The 22,704-nt window shown below is 66.5% G+C and carries 43 protein-coding genes and 1 tRNA gene; 35 read left to right on the forward strand and 9 right to left on the reverse strand.

The window, feature by feature from the left end:
- Position 1: 1 nt before the first annotated feature.
- Entirely contained in the window at positions 2-268 is a 267-nt protein-coding gene (locus AC57B8_RS32920; protein WP_496481933.1) for a transcriptional regulator, read from the reverse strand.
- Between AC57B8_RS32920 and AC57B8_RS32925 the strand changes: the two genes are divergently transcribed.
- The 22 genes from AC57B8_RS32925 (at position 261) to AC57B8_RS33030 (ending at position 10,665) form a co-directional block, all read left to right on the forward strand.
- On the forward strand, positions 261-1,040 hold the full coding sequence (locus AC57B8_RS32925) for an XRE family transcriptional regulator (RefSeq protein ID WP_496481934.1): 780 nt from the start codon (positions 261-263) through the stop codon (positions 1,038-1,040). The genes AC57B8_RS32920 and AC57B8_RS32925 overlap by 8 nt on opposite strands.
- 22 nt (positions 1,041-1,062) lie before the next feature.
- Entirely contained in the window at positions 1,063-1,320 is a 258-nt protein-coding gene (locus AC57B8_RS32930) for a hypothetical protein (protein ID WP_496481935.1), read from the forward strand.
- A complete protein-coding gene (locus tag AC57B8_RS32935) occupies positions 1,317-1,700 on the forward strand; it encodes a hypothetical protein (protein ID WP_496481936.1) in 384 nt (127 codons plus the stop codon). The genes AC57B8_RS32930 and AC57B8_RS32935 overlap by 4 nt, the downstream gene beginning before the upstream one ends.
- Before the next feature lie 19 nt (positions 1,701-1,719).
- Positions 1,720-1,971: a hypothetical protein gene (locus tag AC57B8_RS32940; RefSeq protein ID WP_496481937.1), complete on the forward strand. Its 252-nt coding sequence runs from the start codon at positions 1,720-1,722 to the stop codon at positions 1,969-1,971.
- A 242-nt stretch (positions 1,972-2,213) separates the two neighbouring features.
- On the forward strand, positions 2,214-2,426 hold the full coding sequence (locus AC57B8_RS32945) for a hypothetical protein (RefSeq protein WP_496481938.1): 213 nt from the start codon (positions 2,214-2,216) through the stop codon (positions 2,424-2,426).
- A complete protein-coding gene (locus AC57B8_RS32950; RefSeq protein WP_496481939.1) occupies positions 2,426-2,740 on the forward strand; it encodes a hypothetical protein in 315 nt (104 codons plus the stop codon). Before AC57B8_RS32945 ends, AC57B8_RS32950 begins: the two co-directional genes overlap by 1 nt.
- Positions 2,740-2,904, forward strand: coding sequence for a hypothetical protein (locus AC57B8_RS32955; protein WP_496481940.1), 165 nt, complete (start codon positions 2,740-2,742; stop codon positions 2,902-2,904). Before AC57B8_RS32950 ends, AC57B8_RS32955 begins: the two co-directional genes overlap by 1 nt.
- Positions 2,901-3,110, forward strand: a complete 210-nt coding sequence (locus AC57B8_RS32960; protein ID WP_496481941.1) for a hypothetical protein — start codon at positions 2,901-2,903, stop codon at positions 3,108-3,110. Before AC57B8_RS32955 ends, AC57B8_RS32960 begins: the two co-directional genes overlap by 4 nt.
- A complete protein-coding gene (locus AC57B8_RS32965) occupies positions 3,107-3,394 on the forward strand; it encodes a hypothetical protein (protein ID WP_496481942.1) in 288 nt (95 codons plus the stop codon). The genes AC57B8_RS32960 and AC57B8_RS32965 overlap by 4 nt, the downstream gene beginning before the upstream one ends.
- Positions 3,391-3,873, forward strand: coding sequence for a zinc-finger-containing protein (locus AC57B8_RS32970; protein WP_496481943.1), 483 nt, complete (start codon positions 3,391-3,393; stop codon positions 3,871-3,873). Before AC57B8_RS32965 ends, AC57B8_RS32970 begins: the two co-directional genes overlap by 4 nt.
- Positions 3,870-4,124 (forward strand): hypothetical protein, encoded by a 255-nt coding sequence (locus AC57B8_RS32975; RefSeq protein ID WP_496481944.1) that lies wholly within the window; start codon positions 3,870-3,872, stop codon positions 4,122-4,124. Before AC57B8_RS32970 ends, AC57B8_RS32975 begins: the two co-directional genes overlap by 4 nt.
- A complete protein-coding gene (locus AC57B8_RS32980; protein ID WP_496481945.1) occupies positions 4,121-4,303 on the forward strand; it encodes a hypothetical protein in 183 nt (60 codons plus the stop codon). The genes AC57B8_RS32975 and AC57B8_RS32980 overlap by 4 nt, the downstream gene beginning before the upstream one ends.
- 10 nt (positions 4,304-4,313) lie before the next feature.
- Positions 4,314-5,330, forward strand: a complete 1,017-nt coding sequence (locus AC57B8_RS32985) for an ERF family protein (RefSeq protein WP_496481946.1) — start codon at positions 4,314-4,316, stop codon at positions 5,328-5,330.
- 12 nt (positions 5,331-5,342) lie between these two features.
- On the forward strand, positions 5,343-7,043 hold the full coding sequence (locus tag AC57B8_RS32990) for a YqaJ viral recombinase family protein (protein ID WP_496481947.1): 1,701 nt from the start codon (positions 5,343-5,345) through the stop codon (positions 7,041-7,043).
- Positions 7,044-7,069: 26 nt separating this feature from the next.
- Positions 7,070-7,354, forward strand: a complete 285-nt coding sequence (locus AC57B8_RS32995; RefSeq protein ID WP_496481948.1) for a KTSC domain-containing protein — start codon at positions 7,070-7,072, stop codon at positions 7,352-7,354.
- A gap of 1 nt (position 7,355) precedes the next feature.
- The gene (locus AC57B8_RS33000; RefSeq protein WP_496481949.1) at positions 7,356-7,589 is read left to right on the forward strand and encodes a hypothetical protein; all 234 of its coding nucleotides are present in this window, start codon (positions 7,356-7,358) and stop codon (positions 7,587-7,589) included.
- 113 nt (positions 7,590-7,702) lie between these two features.
- A complete protein-coding gene (locus AC57B8_RS33005) occupies positions 7,703-8,404 on the forward strand; it encodes a hypothetical protein (protein WP_496481950.1) in 702 nt (233 codons plus the stop codon).
- 3 nt (positions 8,405-8,407) lie between these two features.
- On the forward strand, positions 8,408-8,575 hold the full coding sequence (locus tag AC57B8_RS33010; protein WP_496481951.1) for a hypothetical protein: 168 nt from the start codon (positions 8,408-8,410) through the stop codon (positions 8,573-8,575).
- On the forward strand, positions 8,572-9,186 hold the full coding sequence (locus AC57B8_RS33015) for a hypothetical protein (RefSeq protein ID WP_496481952.1): 615 nt from the start codon (positions 8,572-8,574) through the stop codon (positions 9,184-9,186). Before AC57B8_RS33010 ends, AC57B8_RS33015 begins: the two co-directional genes overlap by 4 nt.
- The gene (locus AC57B8_RS33020; protein ID WP_496481953.1) at positions 9,183-9,455 is read left to right on the forward strand and encodes a hypothetical protein; all 273 of its coding nucleotides are present in this window, start codon (positions 9,183-9,185) and stop codon (positions 9,453-9,455) included. The genes AC57B8_RS33015 and AC57B8_RS33020 overlap by 4 nt, the downstream gene beginning before the upstream one ends.
- Complete coding sequence (locus AC57B8_RS33025) at positions 9,455-10,201, forward strand: deazapurine DNA modification protein DpdA family protein (RefSeq protein ID WP_496481954.1); 747 nt, start codon at positions 9,455-9,457, stop codon at positions 10,199-10,201. Before AC57B8_RS33020 ends, AC57B8_RS33025 begins: the two co-directional genes overlap by 1 nt.
- Complete coding sequence (locus AC57B8_RS33030) at positions 10,198-10,665, forward strand: Rel homology DNA-binding domain-containing protein (RefSeq protein ID WP_496481955.1); 468 nt, start codon at positions 10,198-10,200, stop codon at positions 10,663-10,665. The genes AC57B8_RS33025 and AC57B8_RS33030 overlap by 4 nt, the downstream gene beginning before the upstream one ends.
- Before the next feature lie 2 nt (positions 10,666-10,667).
- On the opposite strand, the gene AC57B8_RS33035 is transcribed toward AC57B8_RS33030, so the two are convergent.
- Complete coding sequence (locus AC57B8_RS33035; RefSeq protein WP_496481956.1) at positions 10,668-10,904, reverse strand: hypothetical protein; 237 nt, start codon at positions 10,902-10,904, stop codon at positions 10,668-10,670.
- A gap of 29 nt (positions 10,905-10,933) precedes the next feature.
- Here AC57B8_RS33035 and AC57B8_RS33040 point away from each other — a divergent pair, with 29 nt between their 5' ends.
- From AC57B8_RS33040 to AC57B8_RS33050, 3 genes are read left to right on the forward strand one after another with little or no spacing between them, the layout of a single operon-like run.
- A complete protein-coding gene (locus AC57B8_RS33040; protein ID WP_496481957.1) occupies positions 10,934-11,803 on the forward strand; it encodes a hypothetical protein in 870 nt (289 codons plus the stop codon).
- Positions 11,803-12,003 (forward strand): hypothetical protein, encoded by a 201-nt coding sequence (locus tag AC57B8_RS33045; protein ID WP_496481958.1) that lies wholly within the window; start codon positions 11,803-11,805, stop codon positions 12,001-12,003. Before AC57B8_RS33040 ends, AC57B8_RS33045 begins: the two co-directional genes overlap by 1 nt.
- Entirely contained in the window at positions 11,990-12,679 is a 690-nt protein-coding gene (locus tag AC57B8_RS33050) for a hypothetical protein (RefSeq protein WP_496481959.1), read from the forward strand. Before AC57B8_RS33045 ends, AC57B8_RS33050 begins: the two co-directional genes overlap by 14 nt.
- Positions 12,680-12,681: 2 nt before the next feature.
- Here AC57B8_RS33050 and AC57B8_RS33055 read toward each other — a convergent pair whose 3' ends face one another.
- Positions 12,682-12,924, reverse strand: a complete 243-nt coding sequence (locus tag AC57B8_RS33055; protein WP_496481960.1) for a hypothetical protein — start codon at positions 12,922-12,924, stop codon at positions 12,682-12,684.
- 29 nt (positions 12,925-12,953) lie between these two features.
- Here AC57B8_RS33055 and AC57B8_RS33060 point away from each other — a divergent pair, with 29 nt between their 5' ends.
- A complete protein-coding gene (locus AC57B8_RS33060; protein ID WP_496481961.1) occupies positions 12,954-13,178 on the forward strand; it encodes a hypothetical protein in 225 nt (74 codons plus the stop codon).
- Positions 13,179-13,208: 30 nt separating this feature from the next.
- Here the strand turns inward: AC57B8_RS33060 and AC57B8_RS33065 are convergent, their stop codons facing one another.
- Positions 13,209-13,424, reverse strand: coding sequence for a hypothetical protein (locus AC57B8_RS33065; protein WP_496481962.1), 216 nt, complete (start codon positions 13,422-13,424; stop codon positions 13,209-13,211).
- A 23-nt stretch (positions 13,425-13,447) separates the two neighbouring features.
- Between AC57B8_RS33065 and AC57B8_RS33070 the strand changes: the two genes are divergently transcribed.
- The 7 genes from AC57B8_RS33070 (at position 13,448) to AC57B8_RS33100 (ending at position 16,955) form a co-directional block, all read left to right on the forward strand.
- Entirely contained in the window at positions 13,448-14,032 is a 585-nt protein-coding gene (locus AC57B8_RS33070; protein ID WP_496481963.1) for a hypothetical protein, read from the forward strand.
- Entirely contained in the window at positions 14,029-14,757 is a 729-nt protein-coding gene (locus tag AC57B8_RS33075) for a hypothetical protein (protein ID WP_496481964.1), read from the forward strand. Before AC57B8_RS33070 ends, AC57B8_RS33075 begins: the two co-directional genes overlap by 4 nt.
- Positions 14,754-15,035 carry a hypothetical protein gene (locus AC57B8_RS33080; protein ID WP_496481965.1) on the forward strand — a complete coding sequence of 94 codons (282 nt, stop codon included), beginning with the start codon at positions 14,754-14,756 and terminating at the stop codon, positions 15,033-15,035. Before AC57B8_RS33075 ends, AC57B8_RS33080 begins: the two co-directional genes overlap by 4 nt.
- Positions 15,032-15,316 (forward strand): hypothetical protein, encoded by a 285-nt coding sequence (locus tag AC57B8_RS33085; RefSeq protein ID WP_496481966.1) that lies wholly within the window; start codon positions 15,032-15,034, stop codon positions 15,314-15,316. Before AC57B8_RS33080 ends, AC57B8_RS33085 begins: the two co-directional genes overlap by 4 nt.
- A complete protein-coding gene (locus AC57B8_RS33090; RefSeq protein ID WP_496481967.1) occupies positions 15,291-16,367 on the forward strand; it encodes a tyrosine-type recombinase/integrase in 1,077 nt (358 codons plus the stop codon). Before AC57B8_RS33085 ends, AC57B8_RS33090 begins: the two co-directional genes overlap by 26 nt.
- 105 nt (positions 16,368-16,472) lie before the next feature.
- Positions 16,473-16,546: transfer RNA gene (locus AC57B8_RS33095), tRNA-OTHER, on the forward strand.
- A 124-nt stretch (positions 16,547-16,670) separates the two neighbouring features.
- A complete protein-coding gene (locus tag AC57B8_RS33100) occupies positions 16,671-16,955 on the forward strand; it encodes a hypothetical protein (RefSeq protein WP_062468955.1) in 285 nt (94 codons plus the stop codon).
- Positions 16,956-16,960: 5 nt separating this feature from the next.
- On the opposite strand, the gene AC57B8_RS33105 is transcribed toward AC57B8_RS33100, so the two are convergent.
- On the reverse strand, positions 16,961-17,962 hold the full coding sequence (locus AC57B8_RS33105; RefSeq protein ID WP_496481968.1) for an alpha/beta hydrolase: 1,002 nt from the start codon (positions 17,960-17,962) through the stop codon (positions 16,961-16,963).
- A 90-nt stretch (positions 17,963-18,052) separates the two neighbouring features.
- Between AC57B8_RS33105 and AC57B8_RS33110 the strand changes: the two genes are divergently transcribed.
- Positions 18,053-19,105, forward strand: a complete 1,053-nt coding sequence (locus tag AC57B8_RS33110; protein WP_496481969.1) for a DUF2272 domain-containing protein — start codon at positions 18,053-18,055, stop codon at positions 19,103-19,105.
- Between the two features lie 43 nt (positions 19,106-19,148).
- Here the strand turns inward: AC57B8_RS33110 and AC57B8_RS33115 are convergent, their stop codons facing one another.
- The 4 genes from AC57B8_RS33115 to AC57B8_RS33130 all read right to left on the reverse strand — a co-directional run bounded on the left by AC57B8_RS33115 (position 19,149) and on the right by AC57B8_RS33130 (position 21,516).
- Complete coding sequence (locus tag AC57B8_RS33115) at positions 19,149-19,403, reverse strand: DUF3297 family protein (RefSeq protein ID WP_062468964.1); 255 nt, start codon at positions 19,401-19,403, stop codon at positions 19,149-19,151.
- A 65-nt stretch (positions 19,404-19,468) separates the two neighbouring features.
- Positions 19,469-19,933 (reverse strand): ribonuclease HI family protein, encoded by a 465-nt coding sequence (locus AC57B8_RS33120; RefSeq protein ID WP_496481970.1) that lies wholly within the window; start codon positions 19,931-19,933, stop codon positions 19,469-19,471.
- Between the two features lie 37 nt (positions 19,934-19,970).
- Complete coding sequence (locus AC57B8_RS33125) at positions 19,971-20,441, reverse strand: DUF4124 domain-containing protein (protein WP_496481971.1); 471 nt, start codon at positions 20,439-20,441, stop codon at positions 19,971-19,973.
- A gap of 106 nt (positions 20,442-20,547) precedes the next feature.
- Positions 20,548-21,516 carry a LysR family transcriptional regulator gene (locus tag AC57B8_RS33130; RefSeq protein WP_496481972.1) on the reverse strand — a complete coding sequence of 323 codons (969 nt, stop codon included), beginning with the start codon at positions 21,514-21,516 and terminating at the stop codon, positions 20,548-20,550.
- 108 nt (positions 21,517-21,624) lie between these two features.
- Here AC57B8_RS33130 and AC57B8_RS33135 point away from each other — a divergent pair, with 108 nt between their 5' ends.
- Entirely contained in the window at positions 21,625-22,701 is a 1,077-nt protein-coding gene (locus AC57B8_RS33135) for an aromatic ring-hydroxylating dioxygenase subunit alpha (protein ID WP_496481973.1), read from the forward strand.
- The last annotated feature ends 3 nt before the right edge of the window (positions 22,702-22,704 follow it).

Genomic DNA, 22,704 nt, shown 5'->3' on the forward strand with positions numbered 1-22,704 from the left:
GTCAGGCCCCCTGCTTTTCAGGATCGGCGGCGTCGTTTCCCGACTGCATGCGGAGAACGTCCCATGCGACATCAGGGCGGAGACGTTCGCAACGAACACCGGTCTCACGTTCGATTGCCGGACAGTGCTCGGCGGGCACGCGCCCGCGCTGTTTCCACATGCTTGGTGCGCTCGGCGCAACACCGATGCGGGCAGCTAGCGCGCCAACGCCGCCGGCTGCGGTGATGGCTTCTTCGAGCGGCGAAACGAGTTCAGAGGCGATGGCCATTGGTTTTCCTAGTTGTCACGTTCGTGATTATCGTGACAACACCAACGTGACGCAAGCAACATGTCCAATCACATGCGTGAATACGATTGGCGAACGAATAAAGAAGGCCCGCACCAGCCGTGGCATGACGCAGGGCGAGCTCGCAAGGGCCGCCGGGGTTGCCACGAGCACCATTGGCAATCTGGAATCAGGGCTGCGCGACAAACCCCGTGAACTGAACGCGATTGCAAAGGCCCTAGGAGCGTCCTCTGCTTGGCTGGAAACCGGAAAAGGTCAGCAGGAGGAATCCACGAGCTGGCCCCCTGCACCTGACGCCCCCCGACCAGACAAGGACGATTCCGGCACCGAGCCTGCTGGGACGATGTCTCGCCTTAGGCGGGTTCCCATCGTCGGTACTGCTCGAATGGGAGATGACGGGTTCTATGAAGAGCTCAGCTCTATTCCTGGCGCCGGAGATGGTCACATCGAGATTGCGGTCGATGATCCCAACGCGTACGGCTTGAAAGTGCGGGGCCAGAGCATGTTCCCAGCCATCCGCGATGGCTGGTATGTGCTCGTGAAGCCGAATGGCACGCCCCACGAAGGAGAGTACGTGCTGCTGAAGCTGCGCGACGGCCGAAAGATGGTGAAGGAACTGCTCTTCAGGCGCGCCACCTCCATCGAAGTCATGTCCGTCAACGGTGGGCAACGACTGACATTCGAGATGTCAGATCTTGATGGCATCCAGGCCATTGGAGCCGTGGTCTCGCCCAGTCAGTGGCGCCCGGACTAAGTCAACTTCGGAGGGGATTTCTATGTTGTGGACTCTGGTGGTCGCAGCGCTTGTGGGCGGCTTCGCCTTCATGTACGCGCAGAGTAACGAGATCAAGAAGCTGGAATCCCTCACCGCCAAGCTAAGCGCGAGGGTCCATGAGCTGCAGGAAACTGTCGGCCAGGTCGAGGGGCTAAAGCCCGGCGATCGTGCGGCGATTGATGCTGTCCACGAGGTCATGTTCAGGGATCGGCTGCACAAGATCCTCAAAGAAACCGGGACGGAAAGCTTGCTTTCATGAGCATGCTCAAGCGCAGCGCGGCCGCAGTAATCCTCCTTGCGGCATGCGTTGTCGCCAGTGCCCAGGATTGCCAGCGCGCCACGCGCAACTATGAGGTGTCGCGAAACTCCTTGAGGCCCGACCGGGGCATGGTCGACAGGGCATGGCAGGAAATGCAGGCGGCATGCGGTCCCACGTCCGCGCCAGCTCAGCAACAGCAGTACTACCAACCTGCCCCACCCGCTCGCCGAGGGCCTGGTCAGCTTGTGAACTGCGACACCGCTGGGTGCTGGGGCGCTCAGAACGGGGTTCGCTACAACTACGGTGCCGGCGGCAACCTCCACGGCACCGACGGATCGTTCTGCGCGCGCGGCGCAGGCAACACCTTCAACTGCAACTGACCACTACCAAGTAGCCCTCATGACCTTCAATTTCAAAGGCCTCGAAATCAACGGCGAGATCGTCAGAACGGAGGTTCAGCACCTTGATGCAGGCGAGCCGCCGATCCGCTTCATCGCACTTCGACTCACTCACGAGACGATGGAGGGGACGCAGGTGACGGGTCCTTGGCAACTTCTTGCTGTTCCGATCGCTCAACGATTCGTCGAATTGCTGCAAAACAGCTTGGGCGCCCCTCCGCCACCAATGGACCCGACCACTCCCCTGCATTGACAGTCTTTTCGCCTTCCATATCGCTCCTTTGGCCCGCCGCGCGAGCGTTCTGAACTCGTAGCGTAGACACCGCCTTTCCCCTGGCGAACCCCTACCGGGGGCCTCGCCACCAAGCCCGCCACGTGCGGGCTTTTTTGCGCCTGGCCTGGCGTCGTGACAAAAATAATCACGGCTTTGTCACGTTTGTGTTGACACGTTGAATCACGAACGTGACAATAAATCCCATCGACAAGGAGATGGGCATGAACAACGCAGAACAGCGCGAGGTGCAGAAGGCGGTGAACACCGCCAAGGCTGCACCGCATTACGCGGCCGCCACGCTCGCAGGCGTGATGCGCTCGGCCACGAAGAAAACCCTCGGTGAACTGATCGCCGTGATGGATGACCTCGGCCTGCGTGACCACATGGAAGTGATCAACGGCTGCTACGTCGCCAAGACTCCGGAGGCCGCGTGATGGCCAGCGCAAAGCAGGACTGGAGCGCTGGCGCCACCGTCAAGGTGGGCTTCCTGACGCTGACGGTGATCGCGAAGATTCCGACGCCGGGAGACTTCAAGCCCGACGCCTACGTGCTGGCCAACGCGATCAAGGGCACGTTCTACGAATTCGTGCCGCACAACGGGCTGAACAAGATCGAGGCGCACGAAGCGTGTGAGCTGATCGCCGAGGGCAAGCGCATTGCCCAGCAGCAGGCCGCCGCCGCGATCGCGAAGGCTTCGACCACCGCCGCACACGCTGCTGTCATCGCTCAGCTGCTCGAGGTGGCGTGATGGGCGCGCTCTTCTTCCTGGAAGCGCACAAGAGCTTCCTCTTCGACAACGCCCACGACCTGCCGCAAGGCGCGGCAGCGATCGAGGTGGTGTACAGCGACGGCGTCGCGGCCCGCGCCATGTTCAACAAGTTCTTCGCCCAGCGCGATCTGGAACTGGCATGAGCAAGTTCTCGCAATCCAACCTCTCCAGCCGGCGCAATGCACGCCGCGAGCGCGTCGAGGTCAAGCACCACCCCGAGGTGTTCGAGCCCACGGAAGAGCAGGCGCTGGTCATCGACCGCGCTGGTGCCGTGATCAAGACGACGCAGGCGCACTACGCCCTGCCCGACCACTTCACGCTCGAGCAGCAGAACCGAGGTGCCTTGTGAGCACGCTCAGCAAGCGCGACGCGGCCAAGCTGGTCGAACGCATCCGCACCGCCAAGGTCAGCGGGTACGCCATCGCCGTGCGCACTGGTGGCGGCGACGCCGCCGCGATGGCCGGCTTCCTCGGCGGCCTTGAAAGCGTGCTGCGCTACTTCCTCACGCAGAACGGGTGCTTCGAAGCGGCGAGTGCGTTGTCGGCAGCCATGAACGACATGCCGACTGATGCCGAGGTTGCCGGGCGCAACAGCGAGATTGCACAGCTGGGCAAGGCGAGGGCTGCATCGTGAGCCGTTCCATGCGCGATCAACTGCGCGCCGCTCTGCCACCGCGCACCGAACCTGTGACGCCGTGGGCGCCTTCGCGCCGCGCCGTGGCCCGTGTACGCAACCCGCTGCCGGTGCCGGAGAAGTGCCCGCACTGCGGCGCCCCGGTCTTCATCGACTCGAACGCCTGCATCTACGGCCGCGAATACGGCGAATGGCCGTGGGCGCTGATGTGCACCGGCTGCGACTCCTACGTGGGCCTGCACCCGTTCACCGGCATTCCGCTCGGCACGCTGGCCACGCCCGAGATGCGGCGCGCGCGCAGCGCGGCGAAGGATGCCTTCAACCCGCTCTGGCAGGACGGTGCCATGACACGCAGCGAGGCCTATGCGTGGCTCGCCGGCGCGCTGGGCATCGCTGATGTCGAGCAATGCCACATCGCATGGTTCGACGTGGCGCAGTGCGCCGCCGTCATCGCAGCCGTGCAAGCGAGGACCGCATGAACAGCCTGATCCACACGCCTCTGACCGCGCCGCGGCAGTTCGTCGGCACCGTCGACGCAACGCGCGACACCGGCCGCGCCACCGCTCGCACGCTCGAACAGCTGCAGGGCAACCAGCGCAGCGCAGTCGCTCGGATCGAGCCCATGCCCGACCCGGCGCGCGTGCACCGCGCGGCCGACGTGGCGCTCTACGTCGTCGCCGTGATCGGCATCGCCGCGGCCCTCGTCTTCAACAACTGGAGCCCGCTATGAGCCGCGCCCGACCGCACTACTTCCCGCACGACACGCCCGAGCCTGTCGCGCAACCCTACAGCGCCATCGACGAGCTGCTGCAGCTGATCGAGGTGTGGCTCGCCTTCGCCGCCGTGTGCGCCGCGCTGGCCGCAGCCATCGCCTTCTTCTGCCCCTCCTTCTTCACCCTCTTCCGCTGAAAGGCTATCCGTGAACGCAACCACCACCGCAGAGCACGAGGTGCTCGAACTCGAAACCATCAGCCGGCCGGCCACGGCGCCGGTGCCCGCCACGCAGCCGAGCCATGGCCTCGCCACGGGCATGCCCACCGAGGCCTCGCCCTTCGGGATGATGCTGACCGCGCTCGGTCGCGGCGCATCGCTCGAGCTGGTCGAGAGCGCGATGAAGCTGCAGGAGCGCTGGGAGGCGAACGAGGCCCGCAAAGCATTCGTGCAGGCCATGGCCGACTTCAAGGCCGAGCCGCTCGAGATCTTCAAGCGCAAGAAGGTCGGCTACGACACAAAGGACGGCGGGTTCGTCGGCTACAAGCACGCCGAGCTGTCGCACATCACCGACGTGGTGGTGCCAGCCATGGCGCGCCACGGGCTATCGCACCGCTGGGACCTGCAGCAGGGCGGTGGCCGCATCGTGGTCATCTGCACGATCACACACCGACTCGGCCACAGCGAGTCGGTTTCGCTCGACGGCACGCCAGACAACAGCGGCAAGAAGAACAGCATCCAGCAGGTCGCGTCGACCATCACCTACCTGCAGCGGTACACGCTTCTGGCCGCAACAGGGCTGGCCACGAAAGATGACGCCGACGATGACGGCAAGGGGGCGGGCCCGGACGGGCGCGACGACGGCAACCCCGATGGCCGCACGGGCGCGCCGCCGCCTCCGCCCGCGACCTACCCCGACGCCCAGTTCCGCGAGAACCTGCCCAAGTGGCGCGAGGTCATCAAGGCCGGCCGCAAGTCGCCGGACCAGATCGTCGCGATGGCGCAGACCAAGCACCCGCTCACCGACGAGCAGAAGCGCGCCATCCACGAGTCGCCCCGCGCCGCGGGCCCGACCTACGCACAGATCGCCGACCAGCTGAACAAGGCGGCCGACGAAGACGCTCTCAACGTCGCCGCCGACCTCATCAAGGCCGTGGCCGATGCCGCCCACCGCACCGAACTCAACGCGCTCTACGACAAGCGCCGCGCCGAACTCAACGCCTGAAAGACCACCACCATGAAGCAAACACACGACCTGGTGCAAGGGACCGCGCCTTGGGACCAATTCCGCCTCGACCATTTCGGCGCCAGCGAGGCCGCTGCGATGCTGGGCTTGTCGAAGAAGACCACGCGCAACGAGCTGCTGCGTATGAAGAAGACCGGCATCGCGAAGACCTTCAGCGACTGGCTGCAGGTCAACGTGCTGGACCACGGGCACGAGGTGGAGGCGCTGGCGCGGCCGCACATCGAGAAGCTGGTCGGCGAAGAGCTCTACCCGGTCACGTGCTCCGACGGCAAGGAGTCGGCTTCCTGCGACGGCTTGTCGATGGACGACCGCATCGCGATGGAGCACAAGCAGTGGAACGAAGCGCTCGCCGCAATCGTCGCTGCTGGTCAGGTGCCGGATGAACACATGCCGCAGTGCCAACAGGTCCTGAAGGTGACTGGCGCCGAGAAGCTGATCTTCGTGGTGTCCGATGGAACGCCAGAGAAGATGGTGTTCGTCTGGGTCCTGCCGGATCCGGTCTGGTTCCAGCGCCTGAGCGCCGGCTGGGCCCAGTTCGAGAAAGACCTCTCCGACTACGTTCCGACGGAGGTCGCACCCGTCGTAATGGCCGCGCCAGTCGACTCATTGCCTGCCGTCTCTGTGCGCATGGACGGCACGCTGACCGTAGTTTCGAACCTCCCAGACTTCGGCGTCGCCTTGCGCGCCTTCATCGCCAAGATCCCGTCGAGGGCATCCACCGACCAGGAATTCGCCGATACCGATGCAGCCTGTAAGGCGCTGAAGAAGGCCGAGGAAGCACTCGAAGCGGGCGAGAGCAGCGCTTTGGCAAGCATGTCGAACGTCGAAGAGATGCGCCGCCTCATTGCGGACTATCGCAACCTCGCTCGCACCACTCGGCTCGCGAAGGAGAAAGAAGTCGAAGCCCGAAAGGTGCAGATCCGCACCGACGAGGTCTTGCGCGGGCGTGCTGCGCTCGATGAACACGTCGCGGCGCTCAACAAGCGGCTTGGCAAGCCCTACATGCCAACAAACTTCAATGCCGACTTCGCTGCTGCGATCAAGGGCAAGCGCACGGTGGAGAGTCTGAAGGAAGCGATCGACACCACGCTGGCCAACGCCAAGATCTCGACGAACGAAATCGCTGATCGCATCCAGATCAACCTGGGCACGCTGCGCGAACTCGCCGCCGAGGTGCCGCAGCTGTTCCCCGACACGGCGCAGATCGTCCAGAAGGCGCCGGATGACCTGACCACGCTGGTCAAGCTCCGCGTGGCCGAGCACCGCGCCGCCGAAGCGAAGAAAGAGGCAGACCAACGCGAGCTCATCCGCCAAGAGGAACTCACGCGCATCGCAAGCGAACAGGCTGCCGCCGCTGCGACGCCGCCCGCATCAACACCAATTACAGCCTCCGCCGCTGTCACGCCGCTGTCGACGAGCCCAAGTAGCGCCCCCGCCGCGGCGTCGCCCGCAGTCATTCCGATCCCTCGGCGCGTGCAGCCCACCGCCGGCGCGCTGCCCACGCTGAGCATCGGCGCCATCAACGAACGGCTGCAGCACTTCACCGTGACCGAGGCGGGCCTGCGCGGCCTGGGCTTCGAGCCCGCCGGCCGCGAGCGCGCCGCGCCGCGCTACCACGAGAGCGACTTCCCCCACATGTTGGCCGCCATCGTGGCCCACGTGCAGGGCATCCAGGCCAAGCAGGCCGCCTGATCAACCACCACCAGAGGAGCACCACCATGCCCAAGACCTACGCCGCACCCCAGCCCTTCTCCGAAGCCAAGTACGAGCCCATCGCGATGACGCCCGTGGAGTCCAACCAGGTCGCCGCCGTCGGCTACGACGCTGCCCGCAAGACCCTCGCCGTGACCTTCACGCGCGGCATCGGCTCGATTTACCACTACCCGAACGTCGAGGCCAAGCTGCACGCCGACTTCATGGCGGCCGAATCGAAGGGCAAGTTTTTCGGCGCGCACGTCAAGTCGCTGCCATTCAACAAGTTCCCGGCGCCGGTCGAGGCCTGACGTGAGCGAGCAGCAGTTCTGGCTGGTCTGGAGCCCGGAGGGCCAACGCCCGCCGACGCGCCAGCACCTGAGCGCCGAGAGCGCCGGCGACGAAGCCGAGCGCCTTGCCGCGCACGCGCCGGGTCAGTCGTTCTACGTGCTGCACGCCGTGGAGGTGCGCCGCACCGCCCAGGCGCCGGTCGAGACCATCGCGCTCGCAGAGCCCGATGAGCCCGACGACGAGATCCCCTTTTAACCACCCCTTTTCGGGCGCTGCTGGCGGGACTCCCTCCTCCTCCCTCCTCCACTTTCCCCGTCAGCGCTGCGCAAGCAGCCGCCCTCTTTCTTCATCCTCATCGGAGCAACTACATGCCGTTCCAGATCGAAAAACCGACCCAAATCACCGTCACGAACGCCAACCCGCGGCGCGAACTGCACGGCGAAGACCGCGTGCGAGCCATCGACATCGCCTTCTCGATGACGGGCGAGAACACCCTGCTCGACCTCATCGAGCCGGGCCTGCGCGAGCACCACTACTGCAATCACGCGCTCAAGGCCGGCCAGGAAGTGTTGCCCGGCACCGTGATCCCGCTGCCGAACCTGCGCCACCCCCGGCTGCCGGCCGCCTACCACTACGCCAAGGGCGAGAAATGGCGCGGCTACCGCTTCATCTGGGACTGGGGCACCGAAGAGGCCCACGTCGACTTCACCGACGTGGTGCTGGCCAACCTGCACTACGAGCTCAGCGAAGGCGGCAGCGTCACCATCATGGGGACCATCCAGTACAACGGCGACGAGCTGCAGGACAACGACCTCTACGGCGAGCTGTCGGGCCTGGCATCCGATGGCGAGATCTCTGTGATGCTGCTGGCTCCCGCCGATCTGATGCCGGCGAAGAAGGGCTACCGCGCGGGCAAGCCCGACACCCCCGTAGTCCAGGAAGGCGACGGCAAGAACGCTGGCGACCTCTTCGCCGAAGCGCACGGCGACGGCACCACCGCTGACACGGACGCCGATGCGGACGCCGACGAAGAAGAACCCGGCAGCGTGGCCGCCAGCCAGGACGCCTGACGCATGGACTTCACCGTCATCCCCATCGAGAAGGTGACGGCCGCGTTCGCGCGTGCCCTCGCCCTCAACGCTGACCGCGAGGCTGCCGCACGCGCGGCGGCCCAGGCCCTCGGCATCACCGTCGAGGCGGTGCGCGAGGTCGTCGAATCCACTTCGGAAGCCGCTGCATGAACACCCAGCAGTGCGCGCTCAGCCCGGCATTGAAGCCGCGGAAGCGAGCGACGCGGGCGCACGGCTTGTCATATACGCCCGAGTACCGCGCCTGGCAGACCATGCGGCTGCGCTGCACCGAGCCGACCAACCCGGCCTTCAAGGATTACGGCGGCCGCGGCATCAAGGTGTGCGCGCGCTGGCTGGACTCCCCCGAGGCATTCCTGGCCGACATGGGCCCCAAGCCCAGCCCGGCGCACGAACTCGACCGCTACCCGAACAACGACGGCGACTACGAGCCAGGGAACTGCCGCTGGGCGCTTCGGAAGGACAACTGCCGGAATCGACGATCGAATCGCGAGATCGAGTGCGACGGCGAGACGCTGACGCTCGTCGCTTGGGCAGAACGCAGCGGCGTGCGTGCGGAAACCATCGGAGCGCGCCTCGATCGAGGATGGGAAACGCGCGTTGCCATCTTCACCGCGGCCAGGCCCAAAGCCCCGACGGGCCAGGGTTTCAAGGACGTGGGCAACGCGTGCACCGAGTGCGGCGGCAAGACCTTCGGCGTCCGGTGCCGCCGGTGCGAGAACCGCCGGCGCCCGCGTGATGCGAAAGGACGGGTCGCAGGATGAGCACGACTTCCTGCGCTCACCACAACTTCGATGCCACTTGCCGCGTGGCGCGGCTGGAAGACACGGGCCGCTTCGTACTCGAGGTGGTCGTGAAGTGCACCGACTGCGGGCGCCCTTTCCAGTTTCTCGGCCTGCAGCCGGGCTTCAATTTCGACGGGCCCACCGTGAGCCTCGACGGACTGGAAGCGAATCTTCCGATCTGCCCTGAGGGTCAGCGCCCGAACCCAATGCAGCAGCTGATTGGCTACACGATTCGGGGGACAAACTGATGCGGTTCTTCACAGGCCTGCACCAGCCCAGCGACGCGCGCCACTTTGACGGCGCCTTCGTCAGTGTGAATCGTCTGCGCACGCGCAAGTCGGCGATGCATGTCGGTGACTGGATCATGGACAGCGGGGCGTTCACCGAGATTTCGCGCCACGGCGGCTACCGGCATGACGTCTCGAGCTATGCCGCCGAGATTCGGCGCTGGGCCGCGAACGGCTCGGGCCGGCTGCTGGCTGCCGCAGCGCAGGACTTCATGTGCGAGCCGTTCATCGTGAAGATCACCGGCCTGTCGGTGGCTGAGCACCAGCGGCTCACGATCGAGCGCTACGACGCGCTGCGCGCCGAGGACACCGGCGGGGTGTACATCCTGCCGGTGCTGCAGGGCTTCGACCCGGCCGACTATGTTCGCCACGTCGAGGCCTACGGCGCCCGGCTGGCGCACGGAGCCTGGGTCGGTGTCGGCTCGGTATGCAAGCGCAACGGCTCGCCCGACCAGGTGGCCGCGGTGCTCATGGCGATCAAGGGCGCACGGCCGGATCTGCTGCTACACGGATTCGGTCTGAAGACCACAGCGCTGGCGCACCCGTTCGTGCGCTCGATGCTGCATTCCGCCGATTCGATGGCCTGGAGCTTCGCAGCTCGCAAGCAGGGCCGCAATGCCAACGACTGGCGCGAGGCCGTACGGTGGACCGATGCCATCGAGAGCCGCCCAGTGCAGCACATGCTCGACTTGGAGGCCGCACGATGACCCGCCGCCGCAATGCACAGCAGGAACTGCGCCCCGTCTACGTTCGCCCTGCGTTGGATCGGCGGGAGCGCGCGGCCCAGCGCGACTGGTGCGGCGCCGTGTTTCGCGGTGAGCGCTACAGGGCCAAGCCGGGCGACTTTGATCCGCTGTGGCTGCGCCTCGGCCTGCGTGCGTTTCTCATCGAATCCCGTGCCGGCTGGGTAGTCAGCAACCCCATCTACGACCAGTTGCTGCGCAGCAGCCCAGCGGCCGATCCTTCACTGCCCGGGCCGAAGTGGTTGTGGGAGGTCTACCACTGGCATCGCGGCCGCGGCCTAGTGACGCTACCGGGCGTGGCGCGCGTCCTCGAACTCAGGAGCGCGGAGCGACGTGCCGCCGAGACCTTCGATTGCCCGTCTCCGCAGCCATCTGTGCCCGTGTCCAGCCCAGAGCAAGGCCTGCTGTTCAGCGCGGAGGACGCGTGATGTCAGCCAAAAACTTCCTTCAAAAACGCGTCACCAGCCGCCTTGGCGTTGTCGAGATCACGCTCAAGCATGGCGATGCCGATCAAGTCATCGTCGGTCGGGCCCGGTCCTCGCCCCTTTGCGGCAGCCATGAACGCGGCCGTGGCCTCGTGCTGCCGCTCTCGCAGGAGTGCACGCAAGCGCGTGTACGTGTCGTCAAGTTCTTTCCACTTAGCGCGATCTGCCTTCTGGTCTCGCATTTCCACCTCCACAGTTTGGGAGTCGCATTTTGAACCCCATCACCATCCAGCCGGTTGAAGTCTGCGGCGCCATCGGCAAGTGCATGGCCAGCCCATCGAGCTATGCAAGCTACGTGAACAGCTACGCGCGGGACAACCCGCGCGCGGTTGCCGGGCATGCCATGCGCGAACTGAATGCTGCCCGCGCCCGTGACGTCGCCACGCACGAGAAGAACCTGCCCGCGATCGAGACGAACAAGGCGGTGCGCGCACGCATCGAAGTACTCATGGCCGAGGTCGGCATGCCCACCTCGTACAGCGAGCGCGACACGAAGTCGCGGGCCCGGTACCCGAAGACCATCCGGCACGATGCCGGCTACCTGGGCGACCTGCGCCGGCACTGCCCGACAACCGACGGTTTCGAGTCGGCCACCAGCACCTACGAACGCCTGAAGAAGGACTACGACGCCTACGCCGCGCGGGCCGAAGAAGAGGCCAAGCAGGCCGACGCCAAGCGCGAGCGCGAAGCCGCGGCGCTGGTCGAGAAGCGCAAGGCCGACATGGAGCTGGCAGCTGTGCTGCTGCGCTACGAGCTGCCGCTGGAATCCAGCTGGTCGGACGTGCTGGACGCGCTATGCGAGAAGGACCAGCGCCTCGACCTGGCCGTGGCCATGCAGCGCACGCGCGGAGACTGGAGCGAGGGCCCGTACCGCGTGAAGAACGCGCTCGACCGCTTCCAGATCGAGACCACCGAGGACAAAGACATTGCGAACGACGTGCTGTCATGCCTCGACGACTTCGAAGACGGCCGCGTGTTCCGCGACACGAACTGGAACTACGGCCGCTTGTTCGCCAGCGTCAAGGACGAAACCCTTTCTGCCGACGTGCAGAAGGCGCTGCAGCACTCGGGAGACGAATGATGCATCTCCTCGACACCTCCCCAGAGCGCGTGCGCGCCAAAGAGATCCAGGCCTTGCAGATGGCCGCCCAGCAACTCGTCGACGCGGCCCGGGCGCGCGGCCTGGTGGTCACCATCGACCTCGAGTCGCGCATGCCGCCGACGATGGGCTCCTACGACATGGTCTTCGACGTTCGGGAGGCCCGCAATGGCGCCGCCTGAAGTGGTCAGCATGAAGCCGTGCCCGTTGGTGCCGGTTTTCAAGGAGCGGCCGATCCTGTTCTCGGCGCCCATGGTGCGCGCGCTGCTCGACGGCAGCAAGACACAGACACGGCGCGTAGTGAAGGGTCTGACCGACAAGATGTGGATCGAGGCCACTGCTGCCAGCAGCTTCGCGGTCTGCTACGACAGCGAGCCCAGCTGCGGGACTGGCGTGTGGGAAGTCACCGAGCACTCGCACCCCATCGCCTGCCCCTATGGTCAGCCAGGCGACCGGCTCTATGTGCGAGAGACGCATGCCAAGATCATCGGCCAGTCGGGCGGCTGGATCGAGACGGACTACCGTGCCACCTACACGCACGGCGACCGCCTGGGAGACAAGCTCGGCATGAAGAAGAAATGGACGCCGGCCATCCACATGCCGCGCGCTGCCAGCCGCATCGACCTCGAGATCACCGGCGTGCGTGTCGAGCGCCTGCAGGACATCAGCGAGGCCGACGCGCGGACAGAGGGCGCGCCGGGGTACGAAGAAGGCGTCGATGAGCCGCCTCCAAGCGACGACTACGAATGGTCCTACCGCGCATCGTTTCAGCGGCTGTGGGAGCAGATCAACGGCGCCGGCAGCTGGGCGGCCAACCCATGGGTATGGGTGGTCGAGTTCCGGAGGAACCGGCCATGACCCTAACGCCTAAATCTATGGGCCGCCAAACGAAGCTCGAAGTTCTCTTCGACCTCTTTGCATGCCCTGACAAACACATCGGTGTTGAGCTCATCAGCCACGAAATCAAGACCGGAAATGTCAATGCCAATTGCGCCAACAGGCACGCTGATGACCTGCATGCCTTCCTTGAAATCTTCTTGGCGCCGCAGCGCCTTGTTGCACTCGGCGATGTAGGTCGCCTCGTCTACCAGCGTCTTCGGCATTTCGGACTCCTTGAGAAAAGGTCTCCAGTATGACCACGCCGGGCTTCGGCGCCTTCTCCAGCGCGGTGGCGCGCGCAATGGCCGAGGTGCGACGCCAGCACTGCCAGCCTCCTACTTATCGTCCTGCCGAGACGAAGCGCGGAACGATCCGCTGCACGCGCTGCGGCGGGAACCTCACCTACTCCGCCAGCGCGATCGACGGCCGCACGACTGGCCGCTGCTCGAGCGCTGGCTGCCTGAAATGGAGCGACTGAACATGCGGATCGAAGGACCAACATGCTCAGTCAGCTGGGGCGATCGCTCGGCTCTTTCTCGCTCTCAATGTGCGCGATCAGCTTCTCCACGCCCCCATCGATTCCATGCGCATCAATCGCTTCGCGCGCCTGCCCTTCACTGCACCCAGTACGACTGCACAAATACGCGACGAGCGCGTCGAGCGCCGTTTGGTATTGCGCCCACGCAAATTGCGCTTTGGCGAGCGGGTTGTCTTCCTCTTCCATCTGACGTTCCTTCTGAGCATTGAATGACAGCAACAGCATACCCATTGACCTGGCCGAGCCAGTTCCCGCGCAAGCAGTACCCGGAGCGCGGCGCCTTCAAGACCGCGCTGCCGGCCGCCCTCAAGAACGTGCAGGACAGCCTGCGCCTCTTCGCCGCCGACAGCGGCAAGAAGATCGACGGCCTCGTCATCAGCAGCAACGTGACGCTGGGTGTGCAGAAGCCTGCCGACGCGGGCGTGGCCGTGTGGTTCACCTGGGACGGCCTGCAGGTCTGCATTCCCGTCGACCGCTACCTCTCCGTCGAGTCGAACCTGCAGGCCATCCACCACATCCTCGAGGCGCGCCGCGTCGAGCTGCGCCACGGCACGCTGGCGCTGGTGCGCGCGACCTTTCAGGGCTTCGTGGCGCTGCCGGCGCCCAGCAGCAAACGCCATTGGCGCGAGGTGCTGGGCTTCCCGGGCGACTATGTGATCCACGCCGAGCTGGTGAAGGAGCGCTATCGCGCGCGCGCCAGTTCAGCGCACCCGGACAAGGGCGGCAGCTCTGCCGAGATGGCCGAGCTCAACCAAGCCCGGGATGAAGCCCTGCGGGAGATCGGTCCGAAATGACGCCGGCATCCCTGGCCATCGTCGGCCACATCGACATCCCCGCGACCGTGCTCGAGCACCGCTTCGTGCGCGAGGCCCTGGCCAACGCGATGCTGCTCACGAAGAAGGAAGACCCGAGCACCCAGGTGGTGGGCACCGAGAACACGCGGTCCTGCGAGCTGTACGGCTGGGCACCCAACGTCGACAGCCACCGCGACTGCACCGGCTGGGTCTACCTGGTTGCGCTCAACGACGGCTTCAGCACCGTGCAAGCCTGGGCCTCGGCCTTGCCTCGTTCCCGCAAGCTGCACAGCGTCAAGCTGAACCGCGGCGACGTCGTGCGCCTGTGGGACTTCTGCGAGCACTGGACCGAGGACCGCGCGCCGCGCGTCGCCGCATTCGTCGGTTCCTACGAGCGGCCCAACGACAAGCACGCGCTAGCCGCCCTGCAGCGCGGCATCGACAGCCTGGCGGCCGGCGCGTATTACGGCGCGCCGCGCGTGCGCTCGGCCTTCCGCGCGCTGCTCGACGATGAGTGCTTGGCCGCCGATGCCGACATGACCGAGCTGCAGCCGATGCTGCTGGCCGACGCACGCCGCGAGGACCGCCTGATCGAGATCTGCGCCCACTGCGACAAGCCTGCCGTGCGGCCCGACGAGAAGTGGCCCTACTTCTCCTCCATGTCGGTGTGCCGCGCTCACCTGCGCAACGCCGAGCACCTCACATCCACCCTGGAGACCCTATGAGCACCGACAGCGCGGCCTGCGCGCACCACGATTTCAACGCCACGTGCCGCGTGGCTCGCCTGGAAGACAGCGGGCGCTTCATGCTGGAGCTGAGCGTCGTCTGCACTGGGTGCGGCCGCCCCTTCCAGTTCCTCGGGCTCCAGCCCGGGCTGAACTTCGACGGCGCCACGGTCAGCCTCGACGGCCTGGAAGCCAATCTCGCCATCTGCCCGCAAGGGCAGCAGCCCAATCCGATGCAGACGCTCATGGGCTACACGGTGAAGGGAACGAACAGATGAGCAGCATGCCCTTCCTCTCGCAGGTCGAGATCGACGCCATCTGCGAGCCCCTGAAGCAGCCCGGCGCCCAGCGCAAGTACCTTTCCAAGGTGCTGAAGCTGCAGGTGCACGAAAAGCCCAACGGCCGCCCCCTGGTGGCCCGCAGCGAGTTCGAGCGCGTGCTGGGAGCCGAGCGCTTCGGCGCGGCGCCGTTGACGGCGCAGAACTCGCCCAACGTCCTCGGGATGATGGCCCACCTGGAACAAAGAAAGAAAAATGGGACGAAAACGCAAGGACGGTGACCCGATGGGCTTGGCTGGCACCCGGCTGAGCTTCAAGAACGGCGCCTTCTACTACCGCCATAAGGATGGCCGCTGGGAGCGCGTGGGCACCGACGTGAAGGCCGCGAAGACGCGCGCCGCGCTCTACAACGACCCTGAGGGCGTGTTCGGCACGACCGGCTACTGGCTGGACCTATTCCTCGTGGACTGCGAAGCCCGGGTGAAGGCCGGCACGCTGTCGGCGCGCACGCTGTCGGACTACCGACAGAACGCGGTCCACCTGAAGATCTACTTCGGGCTGATGCTGCCCGAGGCCATCACGCCCAACAGCGTTCAGGCCTACCTTGAGCTGCACGCGCGCGCCGGGCGGCCGGTGCGCGCCAACCGCGAGAAGGCCTGCCTCTCCAGCATGCTCAGCTGGCTGCTGCGAACCCACCAGACCGGCCTGCAGGTGAACCCCTGCATGCAGGCCTCGGGCACCCAGAGCAACCCCGAACGCAAGCGGGAGCGCTACGTCACGCACGAGGAATACCGGATCGTGCATTCGCTCTCAGGGCGCGCGGTGAAGCTGCTGATGGACCTGACCTACCGGACGCTCCAGCGCCCCGAGAGCGACATCCTGAAATGGACGCCCGCGAACGTGACGCGCGACGAGAACGGCAAGCGAGTGATCAAGCACCGCCAGCACAAGACCGGCGTGCTGCTGAAGATCGAGATGACGCCGGACCTGGCCAGGTTGGTGGACCAAGCCATCGGCGAGGTTCCGATCCTGCACCAGCCCATCGTCCACACCCAGAAGGGCAAGGCCTACACCTACCAGGGCATCCACTCGATGCTGTTCAACCAGCTCGCGCGGGTGAACCTGAAGCGCGAGAAGAAGGGCTTGCCTCCCATCGAGAACTTCGGGTTCCGCGACCTGAAGGGCAAGGGAGCAACCGACATGTGGCGCGACGGCGTGCCCATCGAACAGATCCAGCTCCTCTGCGGCCACGCGGACAAGTCCACCACCGAGAAATACATCAAGGCCAGATGGTCGGAAACGGCCTCTCCCAACCGCGTGGCGATGGTATAGAACAGGCTCTCATATCCAGTACTTTTCCCGAAATGCTCCGAGGGGGCTGCCGCGGCGGGACAACACCGAATTTGAGACAATGGCGGCGCTGTAGCAAGCAACGACGGGCCCTGGAGCCTGATTGACGTGTCGGCCTCTTAATCCGTAGGTCGAGTGTTCGAGTCACTCAGGGCCCACCAACCAACATCGCGGCAACGCTGGAAAGCCTGCTACCCACAAGGTAGCAGGCTTTTTTCATGGTGCGTTCACTTGTACGTTTGATCGCGCCGACGCGACCCTTCGCAAGCCCCTCCCCGACATCCCGTGAAGAAATCCAAACCCGCGCCATCGCCGAAATCCTTCGACCTCAAGCAGCACTGGCATTGGGGCCGCGGCATGCGCCAGTTGCGCATCGCCGACTTCCTGAAAGACGGCCGCCTGCTTGTCCCCGGCGACCTCACGGGCGAAGGCCCGGCCACCGATGACGGCACTGGTGCATTGCGCACCGTCGGCGGTGTCCAGGTCGGCAGCGCCGACTATGAAACCGGCCTGATGTGGGTCGGCCGCAAGCTGCGCGAAGGCGACCTGCCGAGCAAGCCCCAGGGCTGACCTAGCTACGGCGCCGTGACGCGCCGCAAGAACTGCAGCGAGCGCTCCAGCGCCAGCCGCCCCGGCGCATCGTCGAGGTTGAACTGGTACTCGTGCGGCAACGCCGGCGTTTGATCGGCGGGGAAGAACAGGCTGTCGACCTGCACGCCCTTGGCCGCCAATGTTTCGGCCATCGACCGCGACTGCCCTTCGAGCGGATCGCCGTTGCCCGCGGTGATGAACGACGGAGGAAAAGCCTCGGTCACATAGCGGCGCACCGATGCAGTCTCGAAGGCCGGTGCGCTCTGGAAATCCTTGCTGCCGCTGTACGACCAGAACACAGTCCGCAGGAAGCCGCCGAAGGCACCGTCGAGCTTGGCCTGCGCCGCGTCGTAGGCGCCGCAGTGCAACAGCATGCCGCGCAGTTGCTCACGCGCGATGACGGGCGTGAGGCCGACGGCCTTCGCATAGCTGGGCACGGCCACCGCGTTCGCAACCTGCGCGGCGATGTGCGCGCCCGCCGAGTCGCCGGCCAGCACGAGCCGCGCGGGGTCCACGCCCAGCCGCACCGCCTCGCGCACGAGATAACCCAGCGCCGTGTTCACCTGCCGCACCGGCACCGGATAGCCTTGGTCGGGCGCGATCGAATAACCGACGGCCACGACAGTGAAGCCCTGCCCCGCCAGCACGCGCGCGTAGTTCGCCACGTCGCGCCGGTGGCCCGAGACCCAGGCGCCGCCGTGCACCCACACGATGGTGGGCAAGGGCTGGGCGCCCGCCGAGGCCGGGCGGAACACGTCGAGGTAGGCATCCGGATCGGCCTCGTCGTAGTGCTGGTCGAGCACCGCCGCGATACCGGGCGGCACGTGCTTCTGCAGCGACTGCGATGCAGCGTCCGAGCCCTTGCCGAAGGCGTAACGAATCATCAGCACCGAAGGCCACGGGCTCCACTGGAACGCGGCATAGCCCACGACGACGAGGCCGGCGATGACGCCGAGGATTCGCAGCAGGATGGTCTTGAGCTTCACGGTGGGGCGCCTGCACCGGACGGTCCGGCGCTTCAGGGAGCACCCCGCATTCTGCTTGCCACGGGCAGTGCCCCGCTATGCTCGCCTCACATGTCGCCACCGCCCGTCATCGCGCCCTCCTCCGCGCTCACACAACCGCTGCGCCACGCCGCGCGCACGCTGTGCGCGGCCCTGGTGTTCGCGGCGGCGCCCACCTTCGCGTCGGCAGCGTCCGGCTGCCTTGCCACGGCCTCCTACATTCCGCCGCCACCCCGTGCCCTCGCGATGGCCACGCTGGCCCGACAAGAGCACGTTGCCTTCGGCAGCCAGACGATGGACGCCGAAGGCCGACTCACCGAGTCTGGCTATTCGGAAGCAGAAGACACGCGCCATCCGATCGACGCGCTGCCCCCATGGCAACGCGTGCTGCGCTACTGGCGCGCGGTCGATTCGTCGAGTGACCGGCTGCCGTCTCTCGTGCGCTTCGGCGCCCCGCACGCGGCCGACCGCACGCGGTTGACCGACGCGCTGAACCAGGCGAGCGCGGCGCGCCTGCAAGGCCTGGGTGTCGGCCCCGGCCAGGGGCTGGACGCGTCAGACCAGCGCGCCCTCGAAGTGGCCCTGCAGCGCGTCGCGGTGATCGACACGCCGTGGTCCGCCGCGTTCATCAGCTGGGTCGCGCGCGAGGCCGGGCTCGGCGCCGACGAGTTCGTCCTTTCCGAGGCCCACGTCGACTACGCCGGCGCCGCGTGGCAGGCCGGCATCGATGAAGCGGCGGGCCGCGCGACCCCGCAAGCCTTGCGCGCCTGCGACCTGATGCGCACGCCGCCACGCCCGGGCGACCTGGTCTGCCATGCACGCGGCGCGCGCGGTGCCGCTCTCGACGGCTTCGGCAAGATCGGCGAGTGGCTCACTGGGCGCCCGACGGGCGGCGCACCGCTTCCGATGCACTGCGATGTGGTGGTGGGCGTGGACGGTGCGGGCTTCGATGCCGTGGGTGGCAACGTGCTGCAGTCGGTCACCTTGCGGCGCCTGGCCTTTGCGCCCGGCACGCGGCTGCTGGACCCGAGCTACCTGCCTGAAGGCTGCGCGGCGAGCGGCAGCGCCTGCATCGATCGCCACATGAGCCGGCAGCCGTGGTCGCTGCTGCTGCAGTGGCGCTGAAAGAAAAAACAGGAACGGTGGGGGCGTGTGCCCCCCCGGGCCGTCAGTCGCGGTAGTACACCTCGACAGCGCCCTTGAGCTTGATCAGCAGCGGATAGCCCTTGCGGTCCAGCGTGCGGCCGGCGGGCACCTTGATCCAGCCTTCGCTGATGCAGTATTCCTCGACGTCCAGGCGGTCCTTGCCGTTGAAGCGGATGCCGATCGGGTGCTCGAACACGGCGGGAATGTGGTGCGGGCTGCGCGGATCGGTCGAGAGATGGTCGGGCAGCGTGGGCTTGGAGGTGGCTTCTTCGGTCATGGGGAAACGGGTGTCTGAATCGACCCGAATGATAGAACCTGCCGCATGCCCCTTCGCGGGCGCTGCTAGCGCCGCTTCTTCCAGGCCTTGGGCGGCGGCTTCGGCCCGAAGCCCAGCGCGGCCCGCGCGAGCGCGTCGGCCTCGCCGTTGCGGTGGCGCGGAATCCATTGCACGCGCGCCTCGTCGAAGCCCTGCAACAGCGCGCGCGCCTCGTCGAACAGCGGCGCCATCCGCACGATCGGCCGCACGTCGGCAGCGTCGCTCAGCTGTTCGACCAGCGTGCTGTTGTCGCTGAAGGCCTGCACGCTCGTGGCGCCGCGCGCCTGCAGTTCGCGCAGCGCGAGCGTGAGCGCCCGCAGCTCGGCCTCGTTGTTGCAGCCCGTGGTGTGCGTGGCCTGCGAGAAGGTGTGGCGGGTGCCGTCGGGCTGCGTGATGACGACGCCGACGCCCATGCGCCCGGGGTTCGGCATGGCGCTGCCGTCGCAATGGACGACCCACGGGGGAAGGCGCTCGGGCGCGGCAACGGTCATGAAGAAGCAGGAAGCAGAGGAAAGAGGACGAACGCGCTCAGCAGTTGCTGCGCTTGATGCCCGCGAGATTGCACGGCCGCTGGCCGGGCGGCGGCCCCGGATCGCGCGGCGGACGCGGCGGCCGGGGGTGATACCCCGGTCGCGGTGGGCCGTAGTACGGATCGCCGCCCCAGATGTAGGTCGGCCCCGGGTCGGCCGCGGGCGCCTCGCCCACCGGGTAGCGCGGAATGATGGCCGGCCCCGAGGGCGCGGGCTGCGGCGGTGGGGCGGACGGTGCCGCGTAGTCCGGCCGGCGCGGCTCGGCTTCCTCGCTGGAGGCACGCGGCGGCGCAGGCGGCGGCTCGTCGATGCGCAGCTGCCGCGACTGCCGCGTGCCCGGCGGGCAGGCGCCGTCGGTGTAGACGATGCGGCCGTCGGCGTCGGTGCAGCGCACCACCTCCGCCTGCGCGGCCGGAGCGGCCACGACAAGCCAGAGCAGCGAAACGAAAAGAATGGTGGGCGAGCGCATGGAGACGCCCTTTGTAACAGTGCGCGGCCGCTCGAACAAGCGTGCACGAAGAAACGGGTGGGGGCTGAGGTTCGCAGCAGAGGAAAAGTCGATGCCGGCCGGCGCGTCAACGCGACTTGGCTCGCGCACTTTTCCTAGCCGGAGGACTAGCCTGCGTGGTGATGCGCGGGTAGTGCTCGAAGGTATGTTTCATCACGTCGCGCAGCCAGACCACGGCCGGGTCGTGGTGAAAGCGCGGATGCCAGTGCTGGTTGAGTTGAAACTGGGGCACGGGCACCGGCGGCTCGAACATGCGCACCGTGCCCATGCGGGCGAAGACCTCCGCCAGTTCGCGCGGCACCGTCGCGAGCAGATCGGCGTGCCGGTCCATCAGGAGCGGAACCATCAGGAAGTGGGGCGTCATCACGGCCACGGTGCGGCGGATGCCCTGGTCTTCCAGCACCTTGTCATAGCTCTCCGCCGAGTGGCCGGTGAGCGAGACCACGATGTGCCGCATCGCCTCGAAGCGCTCGCGCGTGAGGGTGGCACCGATGTCCTTGTTCCGCGCGCTGGCGATGGTCACGAAGGAGTGCAGGAACAGGCGCTGATGAAACAGCCCCTCGGGCGCCGCACGGATGGACCCCACCGCCAGGTCGGCCTCGCCTGACGCAAGCAGCCCTTCGACCTGCTCGAGCGGCACCTGCAGCGTGCGCAGCGAGCATCCGGGCGCCTCCTTCTTGAAGCGCTCGAGCAGCGGCGGCAGGAACACCAGTTCGCCCATGTCGGTCATGCACAGGGTGAAGGTGCGTCGCGCCAGCGTGGGCTCGAACCGGGCGCCCGCCAGGATCTGCTGGCGCACGGTGGTCATCACCTCCACCACCGCAGCACGCATGCCCTCGGCCTTGCGCGTCGGCTCCATGCGGCTGCCGACCTTGACGAACAAGGGGTCGTCGAAGAAAGCACGCAGCCGGTTGAGCGCATGGCTCATCGCGCTCTGCGTCAGCCCGAGGCCCTGCGCGGCCTTCGTGACACTGGCCTCGCGAAACATCGCGTCGAAGACCGCCAGCAAATTCAGGTCGAGGTTTTCCGCATGCATGCCGCACATTCTAGGAATGACTGAAATGACATTGATACATGAGAACCCTCGTCCTACGCTCTCCCCATGCCGTGACTCGGACGCGGCGAACAACAAAGGAGACGCCCCATGTTCATCAAAAACACCTGGTACGTGGCTGCCTGGGACAACGAGCTCACGCCGCAGGGCCTGTTCGCCCGCACCATCATCGGCGTGCCCGTTCTCATGTACCGCAAGGACGACGGCGAGATCGTCGCCATGGAAGACCGCTGCTGCCACCGGGGCGCGCCCCTGTCGGTGGGACGGCGAGAAGGCGACTGCGTGCGCTGCATGTACCACGGCCTGAAGTTCGACGCCTCGGGCCAGTGCATCGAGGCGCCGGCCCAGAAGCGCATTCCCATCCAGGCCAGGGTGCGCACCTTCCCGGTGGTGCAACGCCACCGCTGGATCTGGATCTGGATGGGCGCCCCCGACAAGGCCGACCCGACGCTGATCCCCGACACGCCCTGGCTGGACGACCCGCACTGGCGCAGCCTGGACGGCTACATCCACTACGACGTCAACTACCTGCTGATCTGCGACAACCTGCTGGACTTCTCCCACCTGCCCTTCGTGCACCCGACCACGCTGGGAGGCAGTGCGGACTACGCCGCCGCCCAGCCCAAGGTCGAACGCCTCGACAACGGCGTGCGCATCACCCGGTGGGCCCTCGACACCGAGCCGCCGCCTTTCGCCCAGGCGGTCAAGGACTGGGGCAGCAGGGTCGATCGATGGAACATCTACAACTTCACCATCCCGGCCATCCTGCTGATGGACTCCGGCATGGCGCCCACCGGCCAGGGCGCCGCCGAAGGCAACCGCGAAGCTGCGATCGAGTTTCGCGGTTGCCAGGCCATCACGCCCGAGACGGAAAACTCCACCCACTACTTCTTCGCGCATCCCCACAACTTCGCCATCGACCAACCCGAAGTCACGCACTCGATCCACCAGGCCGTGGTGGATGCCTTCGACGAAGACCGCGACATCATCACCGCGCAGCAAAGGAGCCTGGCGCTGGCGCCCGACTTCAAGATGATGGCCTTCGGCATCGACGCCGCGCTGAACCAGTTCCGCTGGATGGTCTCGCGCCGGCTGGAAGAAGAAGCGCTCGAGGAAGCCGCGGCCCGCCCTGCCGCCACAGCAGCGCCCGAACCCGTCAAGGCCTGAGCC

Source organism: Variovorax sp. BGA-UO-ETr-C22 (assembly GCF_059567965.1).